The 17227-nt window shown below is 64.7% G+C and carries 15 protein-coding genes; 5 read left to right on the forward strand and 10 right to left on the reverse strand.

Annotation, left to right across the window (positions count from 1 at the left end; translation table 11 throughout):
• The first annotated feature begins 186 nt into the window (after positions 1 to 186).
• The gene (locus RM190_RS21725; protein WP_311761574.1) at positions 187 to 1599 is read left to right on the forward strand and encodes a peptidoglycan -binding protein; all 1413 of its coding nucleotides are present in this window, start codon (positions 187 to 189) and stop codon (positions 1597 to 1599) included.
• On the opposite strand, the gene RM190_RS21730 is transcribed toward RM190_RS21725, so the two are convergent.
• Both RM190_RS21730 and RM190_RS21735 read right to left on the reverse strand, forming a co-directional pair.
• Positions 1596 to 2567, reverse strand: coding sequence for a glycosyltransferase family 8 protein (locus RM190_RS21730; RefSeq protein WP_311761575.1), 972 nt, complete (start codon positions 2565 to 2567; stop codon positions 1596 to 1598). The two genes, RM190_RS21725 and RM190_RS21730, sit on opposite strands and share 4 nt — an antisense overlap.
• An 87-nt stretch (positions 2568 to 2654) precedes the next feature.
• Positions 2655 to 3206: a LabA-like NYN domain-containing protein gene (locus tag RM190_RS21735; protein WP_311761576.1), complete on the reverse strand. Its 552-nt coding sequence runs from the start codon at positions 3204 to 3206 to the stop codon at positions 2655 to 2657.
• Positions 3207 to 3218: 12 nt separating this feature from the next.
• Here RM190_RS21735 and folK point away from each other — a divergent pair, with 12 nt between their 5' ends.
• The 3 genes from folK (at position 3219) to RM190_RS21750 (ending at position 6386) form a co-directional block, all read left to right on the forward strand.
• A complete protein-coding gene (gene folK, locus RM190_RS21740) occupies positions 3219 to 3812 on the forward strand; it encodes a 2-amino-4-hydroxy-6-hydroxymethyldihydropteridine diphosphokinase (RefSeq protein ID WP_311761577.1) in 594 nt (197 codons plus the stop codon).
• Positions 3813 to 3880: 68 nt separating this feature from the next.
• Positions 3881 to 4237, forward strand: coding sequence for a DNA-directed RNA polymerase subunit omega (gene rpoZ / locus RM190_RS21745; RefSeq protein WP_311761578.1), 357 nt, complete (start codon positions 3881 to 3883; stop codon positions 4235 to 4237).
• 31 nt (positions 4238 to 4268) lie between these two features.
• Positions 4269 to 6386: a RelA/SpoT family protein gene (locus RM190_RS21750; protein WP_311761579.1), complete on the forward strand. Its 2118-nt coding sequence runs from the start codon at positions 4269 to 4271 to the stop codon at positions 6384 to 6386.
• Between the two features lie 10 nt (positions 6387 to 6396).
• On the opposite strand, the gene RM190_RS21755 is transcribed toward RM190_RS21750, so the two are convergent.
• The 3 genes from RM190_RS21755 to RM190_RS21765 are packed head-to-tail and all read right to left on the reverse strand — an operon-like array spanning position 6397 to position 9763.
• Positions 6397 to 7707: an NAD(P)/FAD-dependent oxidoreductase gene (locus RM190_RS21755; protein WP_311761580.1), complete on the reverse strand. Its 1311-nt coding sequence runs from the start codon at positions 7705 to 7707 to the stop codon at positions 6397 to 6399.
• Positions 7704 to 9062: a glutamine synthetase family protein gene (locus tag RM190_RS21760; RefSeq protein ID WP_311761581.1), complete on the reverse strand. Its 1359-nt coding sequence runs from the start codon at positions 9060 to 9062 to the stop codon at positions 7704 to 7706. Before RM190_RS21760 ends, RM190_RS21755 begins: the two co-directional genes overlap by 4 nt.
• A complete protein-coding gene (locus tag RM190_RS21765; RefSeq protein ID WP_311761582.1) occupies positions 9059 to 9763 on the reverse strand; it encodes a type 1 glutamine amidotransferase in 705 nt (234 codons plus the stop codon). Before RM190_RS21765 ends, RM190_RS21760 begins: the two co-directional genes overlap by 4 nt.
• A 142-nt stretch (positions 9764 to 9905) precedes the next feature.
• Here RM190_RS21765 and RM190_RS21770 point away from each other — a divergent pair, with 142 nt between their 5' ends.
• Positions 9906 to 11033, forward strand: coding sequence for an aminotransferase class V-fold PLP-dependent enzyme (locus RM190_RS21770; protein WP_311761583.1), 1128 nt, complete (start codon positions 9906 to 9908; stop codon positions 11031 to 11033).
• Positions 11034 to 11050: 17 nt separating this feature from the next.
• Here the strand turns inward: RM190_RS21770 and RM190_RS21775 are convergent, their stop codons facing one another.
• Genes RM190_RS21775 through doeA form a run of 5 tightly spaced genes read right to left on the reverse strand, consistent with a single transcriptional unit; the run spans position 11051 to position 17221 of the window.
• Positions 11051 to 12184, reverse strand: coding sequence for an alcohol dehydrogenase family protein (locus RM190_RS21775; protein ID WP_311761584.1), 1134 nt, complete (start codon positions 12182 to 12184; stop codon positions 11051 to 11053).
• A 4-nt stretch (positions 12185 to 12188) separates the two neighbouring features.
• Positions 12189 to 13559, reverse strand: coding sequence for an aspartate aminotransferase family protein (locus RM190_RS21780; protein ID WP_311761585.1), 1371 nt, complete (start codon positions 13557 to 13559; stop codon positions 12189 to 12191).
• A complete protein-coding gene (locus RM190_RS21785; protein WP_311761586.1) occupies positions 13559 to 15016 on the reverse strand; it encodes an NAD-dependent succinate-semialdehyde dehydrogenase in 1458 nt (485 codons plus the stop codon). Before RM190_RS21785 ends, RM190_RS21780 begins: the two co-directional genes overlap by 1 nt.
• Complete coding sequence (gene doeB, locus RM190_RS21790) at positions 15010 to 16035, reverse strand: N(2)-acetyl-L-2,4-diaminobutanoate deacetylase DoeB (RefSeq protein WP_311761587.1); 1026 nt, start codon at positions 16033 to 16035, stop codon at positions 15010 to 15012. The genes RM190_RS21785 and doeB overlap by 7 nt, the downstream gene beginning before the upstream one ends.
• 4 nt (positions 16036 to 16039) lie before the next feature.
• A complete protein-coding gene (doeA, locus tag RM190_RS21795; protein WP_311761588.1) occupies positions 16040 to 17221 on the reverse strand; it encodes an ectoine hydrolase DoeA in 1182 nt (393 codons plus the stop codon).
• Positions 17222 to 17227: the final 6 nt, after the last annotated feature.

Raw genomic sequence — 17227 nt, forward strand, 5'->3', positions numbered from 1 at the left:
TCGAACTGGCCGAAACCAAACCGGCCCAGCATGACGACCCCGAGGCGCGGATGCGCCTGCGGTCCATCGACGTACAACTGGGGCGGCTGGTCGAGGAAGCGGCAAGCGGACGCGACGGGCTGATCGCCGAACTGCGCGACGATATGGCCGCGCTGACCCGTGCCATCCGTGCGCTGGAGGGCCGGGATGGGGCTTAGCCGTCACGGGCGCGAGCGGTTCTCGGCCAATATCTGGCCGGGCTTCGTCGATGCGATGTCGACGCTGCTGTTGGTCCTGATCTTTGCGCTGACGATCTTCATGGTGCTGCAGTCCGTGCTGCGTGAACGCATCACCTCGCAGGACAGCGAATTGGAGCAGCTTGGCGACCGAGTGGCCAATCTCAGCGAGGCGCTGTCGACGTCGCAGGAACAGGGCGTTTCACTGGGGCGTGATCTTGCAGCGGAGCAGGCGCGATTGCGCGCCTCGGAGCAGGCGGTTTCCTCTGCGAGGGCCGAGATCGATGCCCAAGCCGAGGCGGCGAGGCTGGCGGCGGCACGGCGCGAAGCGCTGGATGCGCTGATCGCCGATTTGCGGCAACGAAACGAACAGGCAGGCACCTCGCTGACCCAGACGCAGGCGCAGCTTTCCGATGCCGAGGCCGCGCGGATCGCCGACGCCGCCGCTGCCAAGGCCCTGCAAGAGCGGCTGGACAAGTCGGATGCCGAATTGACGGCGACCACGCTTGCTCTGGACGATGCTCGCAAGAAGGCCGAGGAGACGTTGACCCTGCTGGCCGCCGCGGATGCCGCCAAGAAGGAATTGGGCGACAAGGCCCAGACCAACGCGACCGAAGCCGAGCGCCAGGCCGGCCTTTTGGCCCTGGCCCAGCAGAAGCTGGCCGACCAGCAGGCCCTGTCGACCGAGGATCAGCGCCGCGTCGCGCTGCTGAACCAGCAGGTCGCGCAACTGAACGACCAGCTTGGCAATCTGCACTCGGTCCTTGAAGGTGCGAACCAGGACCAGAAAGAAACCGACTTGAAGGTTGAGGATCTGGGTCGCCAGTTGAATGTCGCGCTGATCCGCGCCGCGGATGAAGAGCGCAAGCGCCGCGCGCTTGAGGAAGACGCGCGTAGCAAGGCCGAGGCCGAGGCCAAGGACCTCGCCCGCTATCGTTCGGAATTCTTCGGCCGTCTGTCGCAAATCCTTGAAGGGCGCGAAGGCGTGCGTGTGGTCGGGGACCGCTTCGTCTTTTCCTCGGAAGTGCTGTTTCCGACCGGAGAGGCGACCCTTTCGACCGAGGGCATGTCCCAGATCGCCCGCGTGACCGAGCAGTTGAAGCAGATCTCCGGCGAGATCCCCTCGCAGATCGACTGGATCATTCGCGTCGACGGCCATACCGACAGCCAGCCGCTGTCGGGGCAGGGCCGCTATCGCGACAACTGGGAGTTGAGCCAAGCGCGTGCGCTGTCAGTCGTGCGCTACATGATCGACGATCTGGGTTTTCCCGCGAACCGATTGCTGCCCGCAGGTTTTGCCGATACCCGCCCGGTCGCCAGCGGCGACAGCCCCGAGGCGCATGCCCAGAACCGCCGGATCGAGCTGAAACTGACCGAGCGTTAGACCCGCGGATCGATCAGCGTATATTGGTCGGGAAAGCGGTTCAGGTAGCGGATCATCGGTCCTGCCGCCCGCCATTGGCGGAACAGGGCGGTGCGCAGCGCCCCGGCTTCGGGCCAGTGCCGCCGAGTCGAGCGGCTGACCTGCGGTGCCGTCGGGAAGTGCCGCGCCAGCACCCGGCCGAAAGCATCGCGCATTCGCATGGGCACGATCCCCTGCGAGCTGTCGAGCCACGGTTTCCGGGTGCCGATGAAATGGACCAGGCACGGATCGACCATGCTGGTCAGATGTGCCGAAGCCGAGGTGAACTGCCAGTTCCACAGCGGGCTGATCTCGGCCCAGTCGCCTTTCAGGATCCCGTTCATCAGCGCCTGGTCGCGGCCCAGCCCGGCCAGATGTTCGCGCGCGAAGTCGGCAGCCCGATTGGCAAGATCCTGTGTCGCAAATGCCTCGGTGTCGATCATGACCACGCCAGCGTTGAAATAGGGATGGGCCGGTTCGCCCAGCTTCTTGAATTCGGACACCTTGCGGCCGGGCGTGCGCCATTGCCGGTTATCGCGCACCGCGGCGACGGCGCGCCCCAGCATGTCGGCCGAAAGAAGTTGCGCCGGGTCGCCGCGTTCGTAAAGGATGTCCGCGTCGATCACCAGGATGCGCCGGTAATGCCCGCGCAGCGCGTTGCCCAGAAACAGCTCCATATAGGTTGCAAGCGAGCGGCGCGCGTCCAAGGGCAGGGCGTTCAGCAGCGCGTCGTCGCGCGCGGCGACGTGGTGGATCCCCGCCTGCATCAGTGCCTGCGGCATCTCGACCGGCTCGGGCCCGCCGATCAGCACGTCATGCGCATTCCCCGCCGCCGCAAGGGCCAACGCAGGTGTCGCCGCATAGGGCAGATAATTCGCATCGCAGGCCGCGATGACCGCAAGGTCCGAGCGTGGCTGGAAGCCGGGACTGAAGATCGGCGTCAGCGCCATGGGCGGTCCGCAGAAGTCATGGCTGGTCCTTTGATCCAGACGGTTCAGTCCAGTATTACGACTGCCGTCCGGGATTTCGCAATGGCATCAGGTCTCTTGTGGCGCAGGTTCGCGCGGGGGACGGCCGATCACCTCGCGAAGCGCGTCGAGTTCGATGAAGTTGTCGGCCTGCCGGCGCAGTTCGTCCGCGATCATCGGGGGCTGGCTGCGCATGGTGGACACGACCGACACGCGGACGCCTTGGCGTTGCAACGCCTCGACCAGCGGACGAAAGTCGCCATCGCCCGAGAAGAGGACGGCATGGTCCAGGCGCGGGGCCAGTTCCATCGCGTTCACCACAAGCTCGACATCCATATTGCCCTTGACCTTGCGGCGCCCAAGCGCGTCAGTGTATTCCCGTGCCGGCTTCGTCACCATCGAGAAGCCATTGTAATGCAACCAATCGACCAGGGGCCGGATGGGTGAGTAATCCTCGTTTTCGAGCAGCGCCGTATAGTAATAGGCGCGGATCAGTTTTCCCCTGCGTTCGAATTCCTGGCGGAGCAGCTTATAGTCGATGTCGAATCCCAACGACTTTGCCGCTGCGTAAAGGTTCGAACCGTCAATGAACAAAGCTAGCCGATCGTCTTTGTAAAACACGATAACCTCGATATGACTCAGAATAGATTGCCTTCGGCGAACCTAGCCCTGGTCGCAATTGGCGGGAACCTGCCTAGTTTGGCAGGTCCTCCCGAGGCCACAATTCGCGCAGCGGTTGAGCAAATCATACAGTTGCCGGGAGTGGTTCTGTCGTCATTAAGCAGGTTCTGGAAAACGCCGGCATTTCCTGCCGGATCTGGCCCTGATTATGTGAATGCGGCGCTTTCCTTGCAAACGGTAAATTCTCCGGATGAGCTTCTTTCCGCGCTTCACCGGATCGAACACGATCTGGGGCGGGTGCGCGAGGGGGCGCGCTGGCAGGCGCGGGGGATCGACCTGGACTTGATCGCCTATGGCGACCTTGTCCTGCCCGATCTTGCGACCCATGACGCCTGGCGCGGATTGCCGCCCGAACGCCAGGCCGAGACCGCGCCCGAAACGCTGATCCTGCCCCATGCCCGGATGCAGGACCGGGGCTTTGTCCTGGTGCCGCTGGCCGAGGTCGCGCCGGGTTGGCGCCACCCGCGCCTGGGGCGAAGTGTGGCCGAGATGTTGGCCGCCTTGCCAGCAGATGCGCGGGCGGATATACGAGCCCTGACAACTTGACATTCCTCGGGCGAAGCGCCAAATATTCGGCTTCGCCCTGCATCCCGTATTCAAGCCAAAGGTGACCGATGGCCCGTGTGACAGTCGAAGATTGCGTCGACAAGGTTCCGAACCGTTTCGATCTCGTGATGCTGGCCTCGCATCGCGCCCGTGAGATCACGGCCGGCAGCCAACTGACCATCGACCGCGACAACGACAAGAACCCGGTTGTCGCCCTGCGTGAAATCGCTGACGAAACCCAACCGGTTGACGAACTGCGCGAACGCATGATCGAGGCGACCCAGACCCAGATCGAGGTCGACGAGCCGGAAGAGGACGCGATGGCCCTGTTGCTGGGTGCCGAAGTTGATCGTCCGAAACCCGCCGACGAGGAATCGGAAGAGCGCATGCTTCGCATGATGCTGGAAGCCCAGGGCCGCAACTAAGCCAGGGCTGACACGGGGTCTTCGCCAGAACATGATCGACGTCGAAGACCTTATCGCGCTGGTTCGAAACTATAATCCGCGCACCAATGCCGATCTGATTCGCGACGCCTATGAATATGGGCGTCGCATGCATGAAGGGCAGTTCCGCCATTCAGGCGAGCCCTATTTCACCCATCCGGTCGCCGTCGCCGCCATCCTGACCGAGATGCGGCTGGACGACGCCACCATCATCACCGCATTGCTGCACGACACGATCGAGGACACGCGCTCGACCTGGGCCGAGGTCGCGCAGATGTTCGGGCGCGAGATCGCGGATCTTGTCGATGGCGTGACCAAGCTGACCAACCTGCAGCTGTCGGGCGCGCATTCCAAGCAGGCCGAGAATTTCCGCAAGCTTTTCATGGCGATGTCGCGCGATCTTCGCGTGATTCTGGTGAAGCTGGCTGACCGTCTGCACAATATGCGCACGATCAAGTCGATGCGTCCCGACAAGCAGGCCCAGAAGGCGCGCGAAACCATGGACATCTATGCGCCGCTCGCCGGGCGCATGGGCATGCAATGGATGCGCGAAGAGCTTGAGGATCTTGCCTTCAAGGTCATCAACCCCGAGGCGCACAACTCGATCATCCGTCGCTTTGTCAGCCTGCAGCGCGAATCCGGCGATGTGATCCCAAAGATCACCGCCGACATCCGCTCGGAACTGGAGCGCGAGGGGATCGAGGCCGACGTCTATGGCCGCGCGAAAAAGCCGTTCAGCATCTGGCGCAAGATGCAGGAAAAGCAGCTTTCCTTTTCGCGCCTGTCCGACATCTACGGTTTCCGCATCATCACTCGCAGTGAGGCCGACTGTTATCGTACGCTGGGCGTGATCCACCACCGCTGGCGCGCCGTGCCCGGTCGGTTCAAGGATTACATCAGCCAGCCCAAGGCCAACGGCTACCGCTCGATCCACACCACGGTTTCGGGGCGCGATGGCAAGCGGGTCGAGGTGCAGATCCGCACCCGTCAGATGCACGAGGTCGCGGAATCCGGCGTGGCTGCGCATTGGGCCTATCGTGACGGCGCACGGACCGAGAACCCGTTTGCCGTCGATCCGGGCGAATGGATCGCCAGCCTCACCGAGCGTTTCGGCGAAGAGGATCACGATGAGTTCCTCGAGCATGTGAAGCTCGAGATGTATTCCGATCAGGTGTTCTGCTTTTCGCCAAAGGGCGACGTGATCCCGCTGCCCAAGGGCGCGACGCCGATCGACTTCGCCTATGCGATCCACACCCGGCTGGGAAATTCCTGTGTCGGCGCCAAGGTCGATGGCATTCGTGTGCCGCTGTGGACGCGGTTGAAGAATGGGCAGTCGGTCGAGATCATCGCGGCCTCCGGGCAAAGGCCGCAGCCGACATGGCTGGACATTGTCGTGACCGGCCGGGCCAAGGCCGCGATCCGGCGAAGCCTGCGGCAAGAGGACCGCTCGCGCTTCATCCGGCTGGGGTCTGAACTGATCCGCGTCGCGTTCGAGCATGTGGGCCGCCGCGTCACCGACAAGGCGCTGCGGACCGCCGCGCGGACCATGGCCCTGCCGGATACGGATGAACTTCTGGCCCGGATCGGCAGTGCCGAAATCTCGGCGCATGAAGTCTTGTCCGCACTATACCCCGAACTTGCGGCCAAGCGCAGCGAGATTGACGCGAAGCGCGCGGTTGCCGGGCTTGAGGCCGATCAGGAATTCACCCGCGCCCCGTGCTGCAATCCTTTGCCGGGCGAACGGATCGTGGGCATCACCTATCGTGGCAAGGGCGTGGTGATCCATGCCATCGACTGCCCCGTCCTGGCCGAATTCGAAGACAGTCCCGACCGCTGGGTCGACCTGCATTGGCGCGAGGGTCAGCATCCTGCCGCCTATTCGGCGAACCTGTCGCTGACGATCCGCCACGACGCGGGGGTGCTGGGTCGGATCTGCACGTTGATCGGCGGGCAGGGCGCGAATATCTCGGATCTGGTTTTCCTTGACCGCAAGCCGGATTTCTATCGCCTGCGGGTCGAGGTGGAGTTGCGCGACAGCGAGCATCTGCATGCCCTGCTGACCGCACTTGAGGCGGAAAGCGACGTGGCCCAGATTGCAAGGATCCGCGACCCGCTGGCGCATCTCGACTGAACGCCGGCCGTCAGGCGCCCAACCGGTCCCGCAGCGAATACCAGGACATGCCCGCGACGAGCAGGGGCCAACGCAGCAGCGTGCCTCCGGGGAAGGGATGGACCGGCAACGCGGACATCGTGTCGAAACCTTCCGACTGGCCTTGAACCGCCTGCGCCATCAGCTTGCCCGCCAGCGTCGCCAGCGCCAGCCCGTGACCGGAATAGCCGCTGGCCGACAGGCAGTTCGGGGCCGGACGGATGAAACAGGGCATACGCGTCATGGTGATCGCCAGCGTCCCGCCCCAGGCATAAGCCAGCCTGACGTCCGCAAGGCCGGGATAGATTTCCAGCAATGGTTTTCGAACCTTGGCGGCTATATCCGCGGGGAAGCGGTAGCTGACATTCTCGCCCCCGCCGAAGATCAGCCGGCTGTCGGAATCCAGCCGCCAGTAATTGACGACGAATTTCGTGTCATGGACGCCGATATTGCGAGTCAGGACTTCGGCCGCGCGCGCGCCCAACGGCTCGGTCGCGACGATGAAGTTGTTGATCGGCATGACCCGCGCGGCGACCTTGGGCTCAAGTGTGCCCAGATAGCCATTCGCGGCCAGGATCAGGTGATCGCAACAGACCTGACCATCCGCCGTTGTCACAGTGGTCTTGCCCCCGGCTTGCCGGGCGTGGTCGATCCCCGTCACTTCCGAGCGTTCATGAATGACCGCGCCCGCGGCATCGGCAAGCCGCGCCATGCCAAGGGAAAGGTTCAGCGGGTGCAGGTGTCCGGCGCCGTGATCCAACTCTCCCGCGACATAGGCGTCCGAGGGCAGGATCGCGCGAAAGGCGTCGCGATCCAGCGCCTCGATCCGGTCATAGTCATAGTCGCGTGCAAGTCGTTCGATCAGCGCAGTCGCGTGATCGAATTCGGCGCGCGTACGGAATGCATGGGCGATCCCGTCCGCGACCGGAACGCCGGCACGGGCGGCAATGTCGCGGGTCAGGCGCTTTGCGTCCTCGGCCAGATCCCACAGCCTGCGCGCGGCGTCGCGACCCGCCATCTTTTCTAGGTCGTCGACCTCAAGCCGCTGCCCCGATCCAAGCTGTCCACCATTGCGCCCCGACGCGCCGAAACCCACGCGATGCGCCTCAAGCAGGATGACGCGGCGCCCGGCCTCGGCCAGATGCAGCGCCGCGGAAAGGCCGGTATAGCCGCCGCCGATGACGACGACATCGGCCTGCGCCTTGCCCCGCAAAGGGGGAAAGGCGCGAAGTTCCGTCCGTGTCGCGGCGTAAAGGCTGGGCGGATATTCCCCGTCGCGATCATTCGAATGCAGCAGGTTCATACGTTCAGCAGCAGGTGCTCCCGCTCCCATGGGCTGATGACTTGCAGGAACTCTTTGTATTCGTTGCGCTTGACCGCTTGATAGACGGCGATGAACTCGGCCCCCAGAACCTCGCGCATCGGGGCGCTTTCGTCCATCAGGTCCAGCGCATCGCCCAGGTTATAGGGCAGTTCATCCTGCGACATATAGGCGTCGCCCAGGCATTCGGCGCGGGGACTTTCCTGCTCAATCAATCCCAGATAGCCGCAGGCCAGGCTGGCGGCCAGCCCCAGATAGGGGTTGCAGTCCATTCCGGCAAGACGGTTTTCGATCCGCCGCGCCTCTGGCCCCGAGATCGGCACACGCAGCCCGGTGGTGCGGTTGTCACGCCCCCATTCAAGGTTGATAGGTGCTGCAAAATCAGGGACATAGCGACGATAGCTGTTGACGTATGGAGCCAGTAGCGCCACCGCGGCGGGCAGGTGCTTCTGCATCCCGGCGATGAAATGCATGAAGGCGGGGGTCTCGTGGCCCTTCTCGTCCGAGAAGATGTTCCGCCCCGTTTCGATTCCGACCACAGAATGGTGGATATGCATCGCGCTGCCCGGCTCGCCCTCGATCGGCTTGGCCATGAAGGTCGCGAAACAGTCGTGGCGCAGCGCCGCCTCGCGGATCAGGCGCTTGAAATAGAAGATCTGGTCGGCCAGATGCACCGGGTCGCCGTGGTTCAGGTTGATCTCGACCTGGCCGGCGCCACCTTCCTGCAGGATGCCGTCGATCTCGAAGCCCTGCGCCTCGGCGAAATCATAGATGTCGTCGATGACCTTGCCGTATTCGTCCACGGCCGACATCGAATAGGCCTGCTTGGCCGCGGCGCGGCGGCCAGAGCGGCCCATCGGCGGCATGATCGGCTGGTTCGGGTCGATGTTGCGCGCGACCAGAAAGAACTCCATCTCGGGCGCGACGATCGGTTTCCAGCCCTTTTCCCGGTAAAGGTCGACGACCCGCTTCAGCACGTTGCGCGGCGCCGTCGGCACCGGCTCTCCGGTCTGGGTCGAGACGTCGTGGATAACCTGCAAGGTCACGTCCGCAGTCCAGGGCGCGGCCGTCGCGGTCGAGAAATCCGGCGTCAGGATCATGTCCGGCTCGGTGAACGCGCCCGAGGGGTTGTCGGCCCAGTCCCCCGTGATCGTCTGAAGGAAGATCGAGTTCGGCAAATAGAACCGTTCCTGATGCGCGAATTTCGATGCCGGCATGGCCTTGCCACGGGCGACGCCCGCGATGTCGGCGACGATGCATTCGACCTCGTCCAGCCGGCGGCCGGCGACAAAATCCTGGGCGGCTTGCGGGGTCTCTTCGATCCAGCGCGCCTTCATGCGGCACCCTGTTCGCGCTGGGTGGCGCGGGGCGCCTTGAAGAAAGTCTCGATCCGGTCGGCCATGACCGAGGACTGGCGCGGCCCCCCCATCCGGGCGCGGGCGCGGTCCAGCAGGGGTTCGGGGACGACGCCCTTTGCCCTTGTCTCGATCAGGCCCTGGATGAAGGCATCGGGGAATTCGGGATGGGCCTGGACCGTAAAGGCGCGGTCATCATAGATCAGCGCCGCGTTCTCGCAAAAACCGTTGGTCGCGGCGACCTGCGCGCCCTCGGGGCGGGTCACGACCTGATCCTGGTGCCAGGCGTTCAGTGTCACCGGTTCGCCGCCGAAATCGTAATCCTGCGCGCCGACCGACCAGCCTCCGCCGAATTTCTCGACCTTGCCGCCAAGTGCCTGTGCGATGATCTGGTGGCCAAAGCAGATCCCGACCATCGGAACATGCGCCGCATATGCATCGCGGATAAAGGCCTCAAGCGGGCGGATGAAGGGATGATCCTCATAGGCGCCGTGGCGCGAGCCGGTCAGCAGCCAGCCGTCAGCGTCGTGCACGCTGGCTGGGAACTGCATGTTCTCGACGTGATAGCTGGTGAATTCGAATCCCCGTCCGTCCAGAAGCTGTTCGAACATGGTGTCATAGTCGCCCAGTTCGCCGCGAAGAAGTTCGGGCGACTGGCCGCATTTCAGGATGCCGATGCGCATGATTGGCCTGTTGATTGTTCCCGGCAAAGGTAGTCGGCGCAGGGGAACGCGGCAAGGCCCTCCCTCACTCCTTGGTGGGGCTGGCCCTGCCGCGGCGGCCGCGCTAGGGTCGGGCCAACCCGTTCGCAGGAAAGGAAATCCAATGCCCGGTCTTCGCCCTGATGTCGATCCAGACGGCCTGCAGGAATTCTCGGTCGTCTTCACCGACCGGTCGCTGAACCACATGTCGCAGAAATACCAGGGCGTCATGCGCGATATTTCCGCGACCCTGCGCGAAGTCTATCACGCCGAAGCCGTGGCCCTTGTCCCCGGTGGCGGCACCTGCGCGATGGAGGCGGTGGCCCGCCAGTTCGGCCGCGACGCCCATGCGCTGATCGTGCGCAATGGTTTCTTCAGCTTTCGGTGGAGCCAGATTTTCGACATGGGCGGGTTTGCCCGCGAAACGACAGTGATGATGGCGCGTCCGGCGGGGAATGAGCCGCGCGCGCCCTTTGCCCCCGCTCCGGTCGAGGAGGTTGTCTCCAAGATCCGCGAGACGCGGCCCGATGCCGTCTTCGCCCCGCATGTCGAGACGGCTGCCGGGATGATCCTGCCCGACGACTATATCCGTGCCATCGCCGATGCCGCGCATGAGGTCGGGGCGATCATGGTGCTGGACTGCATCGCCTCGGGCGCGATCTGGGTCGACATGCAGGCGACCGGCGTCGACGTCCTGATCTCGGCCCCGCAAAAGGGGTGGTCGGCCTCTCCTTCGGCGGGGATGGTCATGCTGTCGGCGCGCGGCGTCGAACGGCTTGAGGCGACGACCTCGAACAGCTTCGCGCTGGACCTGAAGAAGTGGCGCGCGATCATGAAGGCCTATGAGGATGGCGGGCACGCTTATCACGCCACCATGCCGACCGACGCGTTGCTGGGCCTGCGCGAGGCGATGGAAGAAACGCGCGCGCTTGGGTTCGAAACGGCGCGGGACGCGCAGTGGAAGCTGGGCAATGCCGTTCGTGCGGAGTTGGCCAAGCGTGGCCTGCGTTCCGTCGCGGCCGAAGGGTTCGCCGCCCCCGGCGTGGTCGTCTGCTATACCGATGACGCCGAGATCCAGACCGGCCGCAAATTCTTGGCGCAAGGCTTTCAGATCGCTGCGGGCGTTCCCCTGCAGGTGGGCGAGGGGGAAAGCTTCCGCACCTTCCGCATCGGGCTTTTCGGGCTCGACAAGCTGAACGATGTTGACGGCACGCTGGCGCGTCTGGTCCCGGCCTTCGACGCAGTGCTTTGACCCGCGCGAACCGGCCGTCAGGACGCGACGGCCGGTTCCAGCACCTTGTCCGGGACGATGACCAGCTTGCCGATGAAATCGCGGCTGCGTTCGGCAAAGACGCGCTCTGCCTCGTGCAGGCGCGACAGGGGCATGGTCCCGGCCAGCACCGGCTTCAACCGCCCCTCGCGGATCCAGTCGATCAACTGTCGCGCCTCGTCCCGCGTGCCATGCGAGACGCCGAAGATCTGCACCTGGTTCAGATAGATCAGGGTCCAGGGCAGGGCGGTCACATTGCCACCGCTGGCCCCCGCGATCGAGATCCGGGGGGCCGTGCGGCGGGCGCGCAGGTCCCGGCACATCACCTCGATCAGCGGGATGGTCATCTCGCCCCCGACAAGATCCATCACCGCGTCGATGATGACGCCCCCCGTGGCGGCGTCGATCGCGGTCCCCCAGTCCGACACCGCGCTGCGATCGATGACCGATGCCGCCCCCAGTCTCCGCAGTGCCTCGGCCTTGCCGGCGCTGGCGATGGCATGGGGGATCGCCCCGATGACCCGGCAAAGCTGGATCAGGGCGGTGCCGACCCCGCCCGACGCGCCGGTCACGATCACATGCTCGCCCGCCCGAACCCCGGCCGAGGTCAGCATGTGAAAACCCGTCTGCCATGAACACATGCCCAGAGTCGCCAGTTCGGCATCACTCAGTTCCGGGTTCGGGATCGCGTGGAACTGGTCCGAGGGGAAGACGCCATATTCCGCGAACCCGCCATCGGCCCCGTGTCCGAAGTAATCGGGGGCAAGGTTCAGGTCGCCGCGCCCGTCGGGATAGATGTTGAAGTCCAGCAGGCCTCGCTCTCCGATCCGGTTGGGCGCGACGCCCGCGCCCACGGCCACGACATGCCCGACGGTGTCCGCGCCTTGGATGCGCGGAAAACCAAGGCTGGGACCGGCCATCGCGAATGACGTGACCGCGCCGTCATCGGCGGTTGAATACAGCCCTTCGCGAACCTTGCGGTCGGTGTTGTTCTTGGCGCAGGCGGTGATGCGGACCAGAACCTCGCCAGCACCGGGGCGGGGTACGGGCCAATCCGTGCGCCATTCCAGGCGGTCCAATCCGCCATGACCCGTCAGGACCATGGCGGACATGCTGCGCGGCAGGTCGGTCATCGCCTCAGCCCAACACTTCGCTGACGGATTCCACCGTGGCCCCGACGATCACGTCGGCCTCGGCCTCGGTCAGGCAAAGCGGCGGGGCCAGACCAATGATGTCGCCTTGCGGCATGGCCCGCGCGATGACGCCCCGCCGCAGCATGGCTGCGACGACCTTGCCGCCAACGCCCTCGGACGGGTCGAAGAAGGCGCGCGTTTCCCGGTCGCGGACCAGCTCGACGGCGCAAAGCATGCCTTCACCCCGGATCTCGCCCACATGGGCGTGCCCGCCCAGCGCCGCTTGCATCCGTTGGTTCAGATAGGCCCCGGTCCTGCCTGCATTCGCGACCAGCCCCAGTTCATCGATCAGCTTCAGGTTCGCGATCCCCGCTGCCGCGCCGATCGGGTGGGCGGAATAGGTCCAGCCGTGGCCGAAGACGCCGAATTCGTCGCTGCCCTGCATCAGCACCTCCCAGACCCGCTCACCGACGATGCTGCCCGACAGCGGCGCATAGGCCGAGGTCAGGCCCTTGGCGCAGGTAATGATGTCGGGGCTGAGGCCATAATGATCGCTGCCGAACATGCTGCCCAGCCGCCCGAACCCCGTCACGACCTCATCCGCGATCAGCAGGATGTCGTGGCGTGCCAGAACCTTCTGGATCGCCTGCCAATAGCCTTTCGGCGGGGGAACGATGCCGCCGGTGCCCAGCACGGGTTCACCGATGAAGGCCGCGATGGTGTCGGCACCTTCGGCCGCGATCAGCTTTTCCAGCTCCTCGGCGCAATGGGCACTGAACTGCTCCTCGGTCATGCCCGCGTCCTTGCGGCGGAAATAATACGGCGCTTCGGTATGGATCACCTGCGCCAGCGGCAGATCGAATTTCTTGTGGAAGAGTTCGAGGCCGGTCAGCGAGCCGGTCATCAGCCCCGACCCGTGATAGCCCCGCCAGCGCGAGATGATCTTCTTCTTCTGCGGCAGGCCGCGGATATTGTTGTAATACCAGACCAGCTTGACGTTGGTTTCATTGGCGTCCGAGCCGCCCAGCCCGAAATAGACCCGCGCCATGCCCTTGGGCGCGCGATCCATGACCATCTTCGCCAGCGTGATCGAGGCTTCCGAGCCGTGCCCGGCATAGGAATGGTAATAGGCCAGCTCCTGCGCCTGCTTCGCGATAGCGTCAGCGATCTCGGTCCGGCCATAGCCTACGTTCACGCAGTAAAGCCCGGCAAACCCATCCAGGAGGCGATGGCCGTCGCGGTCGATGATGTGGACGCCTTCGGCCGTCCGGATGATCCGTTGCGCACCCTCGCCCCGTGCAAACTGACCGATATTGGTCGAGGGGTGGAAGAAGCTCTCGCGGTCCCATTTGGACAGCTCGTCATTGGTCAGCATCACGCTCTCCTGTCATGCTCTGCCCAGTCGCGGCAGACGTATTTGATCTCGGTGAAGGCCTCGAGCCCGTGACGCGAGCCTTCTCGGCCAAGGCCGGATTGCTTCATGCCCCCGAAAGGGATCGGCGCGCCCGTCACCTTGGTGCGGTTGACGGCGACCATGCCGAACTCCAGCGCGCGGGACAGGCGATAGATGCGGCGCGGATCCTGCGTGTGCAGATAGGCGACAAGGCCGTATTCCGTGGCATTGGCGATGCTGATCGCCTCGGCCTCGGTCGCAAAGGCGGCCAGCGCGGCGATGGGGCCAAAGGTTTCCTCGCGGAAAATCCGGGCGTCCGGTGGCACCTCGGCCAAAACCGTCGGCTGGAAGAACAGCGGCCCCTGCGGATCGCGGGCGCCGCCGGTCATCAGCCTCGCGCCCCGGTCAAGGGCGTCGCGGATCTGATCCTCCTGCTTCCTGACAGCGTTCTCGTTCATCAACGGGCCCAGATCGCGGTCCAGCTTTCCCGGTCCCAGCGTCAGCGCCGCCGTGGCATTGGCGAAGCGGCGGCAGAATTCGTCATAGATCGGCCGTTCGATCAGGAAGCGGTTCGCGCCAAGGCAATCCTGACCCGAGGTTGCGAACTTCGCCTTGATCGCCTCGTCCACCGCCAGTTCAAGGTCGCAATCGGCGAAGACGATGAAGGGGGCGTGGCCACCCAGTTCCAGGACCAGCCGCTTTACGGTGTCCGAGGATTGCCGATAGAGCAGCTTGCCGATCTCGGTCGAGCCGGTGAAGCTCAGCACCCGAACGCGGGGATCGGCGCACCATTCCGCGACGATCTCGGGTGCGGCGCCGGTGACGACATTGAAGACGCCCGCAGGCAGCCCCGCGCGGTGGGCCAGTTCCGCCAGCGCCGTCGCGGACAGCGGGGTTTCGGCCGAGGGGTGGACGACCACCGTGCAGCCCGCCGCCAGCGCGGCGGCAGCCTTGCGGGTAATCATGGCGCAGGGAAAGTTCCAGGGCGTGACCAGCGCGGCGACGCCCAGCGGTTCGCGCCAAAGCTCCATCTCGGCGGTGGAAAGATGCGAGGTGATGCTTTCGATATTCGGACGCTTGGCTTCCTCGGCATAAAATTCGACGAAGCTTGCCGCATAGTCGATCTCGCCCCGCGCCTCGGACAGGGGCTTGCCCTGTTCGGCGGTCATCAGTTGCGCCAGATCCTCGCGATTGTCGCGGATCAGCTGGAACCAGCGGTTAAGCAGCGTCGAGCGGTCCTGCGGCAGCATCATTGCCCATGCCGGAAAGGCGGCATGGGCGGCATCGACCGCCTTGCACGCGCCCTTTGCGTCGATCTTTGCAACGCCGGCGATCACGTCCCCGGTTGCGGGGTCGGTGACGCCAAAGCGCGGATCGGCCGCAATCCAGCGCCCCCCGACATAGGCGTCTTCGCGCATCAGAGCAGGGTCGTTCAGCATGGTTCATCCTCGATCTCGACGCCGATCACGGCCACGCAGTCGCCGGGCTTCACAAGGCCGGGGAAATGCCGGGCCATCATCACGCCGTCGCGCCGGGCGCGGATGATGACGGCGGGCAGGCCGGTGCGGGCGACAGGAAAGATGCGGGCGACCGGCTGGTCGCGCCGGACCGGGTCGCCAAGGTCCACCAGGAACTCGATCAACCCGCCGTCCTCGGCAAAGGCGAAGCAATCGGCGTCGGGCATGTCCAGCCACTGGGTTGGTGTGGGCGCAGGATCGCCCCGCATCGCGCCGGCCGCGATCAGCAGGTTGCGCAGCCCACGCCGGGCGATGCCCGCGGTGCGGGCGCTGGCGGTGCCGCCGCCGCCCAGCTCGGTCGTGACGAAGACCTTGCCCATGTCCTCGGCCGCGGTGTCGTACATGCCGACCGCGTCGATTTCCAGCATCCGGACCGACCAGGGCGCGGCAAATGCGCGGACCAGATCGAAGCTTTGTTCCTGCTGGCGCTTGTCTGGCAGGATATGCGCGGCGCAATAGGGCAGGAAATCCAGCGTCTTGCCGCCCGAATGGAAATCCAGAACCACATCGGCCATCGGCAGCAGCACGCGCTGGAAGTAATCCGCGATCTTCTGCGTGACCGTTCCGTCGGGCCTGCCCGGAAAGCTGCGGTTCAGGTTGCCCCGATCGATGGGCGAGGTGCGAGTCCCCGCAAGGAAGGCCGGGTGGTTCATCGCCGGAATGATGATGATGCGTCCGGTGACATCCTCGGCCCGGATGGCCGAGGCCAGATCGAACAGCGCGATCGGCCCCTCGTATTCGTCGCCGTGGTTCGCCCCGGTCAGCAGGACCGTCGGCCCCGCGCCATTATTGACGACGCTAAGCGGGATCATCACCGAACCCCATGCTGCATCGTCTCGGGAATAGGGCAGGCGCAGGAAGCCGTGGTTCACACCCGGCGCCTCGAAATCCACCGTCGCCGATATGGGCGAGGGGGCAAGCTGGATCTGGGTCTGAAGCATGGCCTCAGTCCTTCACGAACAGCTTGCGGGGCACGTTCGCCAGGCATTCGACGCCGGTTTCGGTGATCAGGATCGACTCGGTGATCTCAAGCCCCATATCCTCCAGCCACAGGCCGGTCATGAAATGGAAGGTCATGCCGGGTTCCAGCACGGTCTTGTCGCCTGGTCGCAGCGACATGGTGCGCTCGCCCCAGTCCGGGGGATAGCTGACGCCGATGGGATAGCCGGTGCGGTTGTCCTTCTTGATGCCGTATTTTGCCAGCACGTCGAAGAAGCCCTTGGCGATATCCTCGCAGGTATTGCCGGGCTTCGCGGCGGCAAGCCCCGCCTCCATCCCTTCCAGCGTGGCCTTTTCGGCGTCCAGAAAGGCTTGCGTCGGCTTGCCCAGAAACACCGTGCGGGACAGCGGGCAATGATAGCGGTTGAAGCAACCCGCGATCTCGAAGAACGTGCCTTCGCCCGATTTCATGGGCTTGTCGTCCCAGGTCAGGTGCGGCGCCGAGGCGTCGCGCCCCGAGGGCAGCAGCGGCACGATCGCGGGATAATCGCCGCCGATCCCATCCACCCCGCGCGTGCCCGCGTCATAGATCTCGGCCACGAGATCGCATTTGCGCATCCCGACCTCGATCCGGTCCACGATACGGGCATGCATCGCCTCGACGATGCGGGCGGCGTTGCGCATATAGGCGATTTCCTGCGGCGACTTGACCGCCCGCTGCCAGTTCACCAGCGCCGTGCAATCGCTGAAGCGCGCGTCGGGCAGGTTCTTCGTCAAGCTGGCAAAGGCGGCGGCGGTGAACCAGTAATTGTCCATCTCGACGCCGATGCGCTTCGCAACCCAACCCTTATCACGCAGGATGCCCGACAGGTAATCCATCGGGTGCCTTTCGGGATTCTGCACGTAATGGTCTGGATAGCCGATGATATTTTCGTGGCGCAGATAGGCCGTCAGCTTCGCCCCGTTCGCGTCCTGCCCGCGTCCGAACCAGATCGGCTCGCCATCGGGCGGGACGACGACGCATTGGTGGACATAGAAGGACCAGCCGTCATAGCCGGTCAGCCAGTTCATGTTCGAGGGGTCGGTGACGATCAGCAGATCGACCCCTTTCGCGTCCATGGCCTTGCGCGTTTTTGCTAGGCGGGCTGCATATTCCTGCCGGGTGAATTTCAATGAGACGTCTGTCATGGTGAT

It is taken from the genome of Paracoccus broussonetiae (assembly GCF_031854425.1).
GTDB classification, from domain to species: Bacteria; Pseudomonadota; Alphaproteobacteria; order Rhodobacterales; family Rhodobacteraceae; genus Paracoccus; species Paracoccus broussonetiae.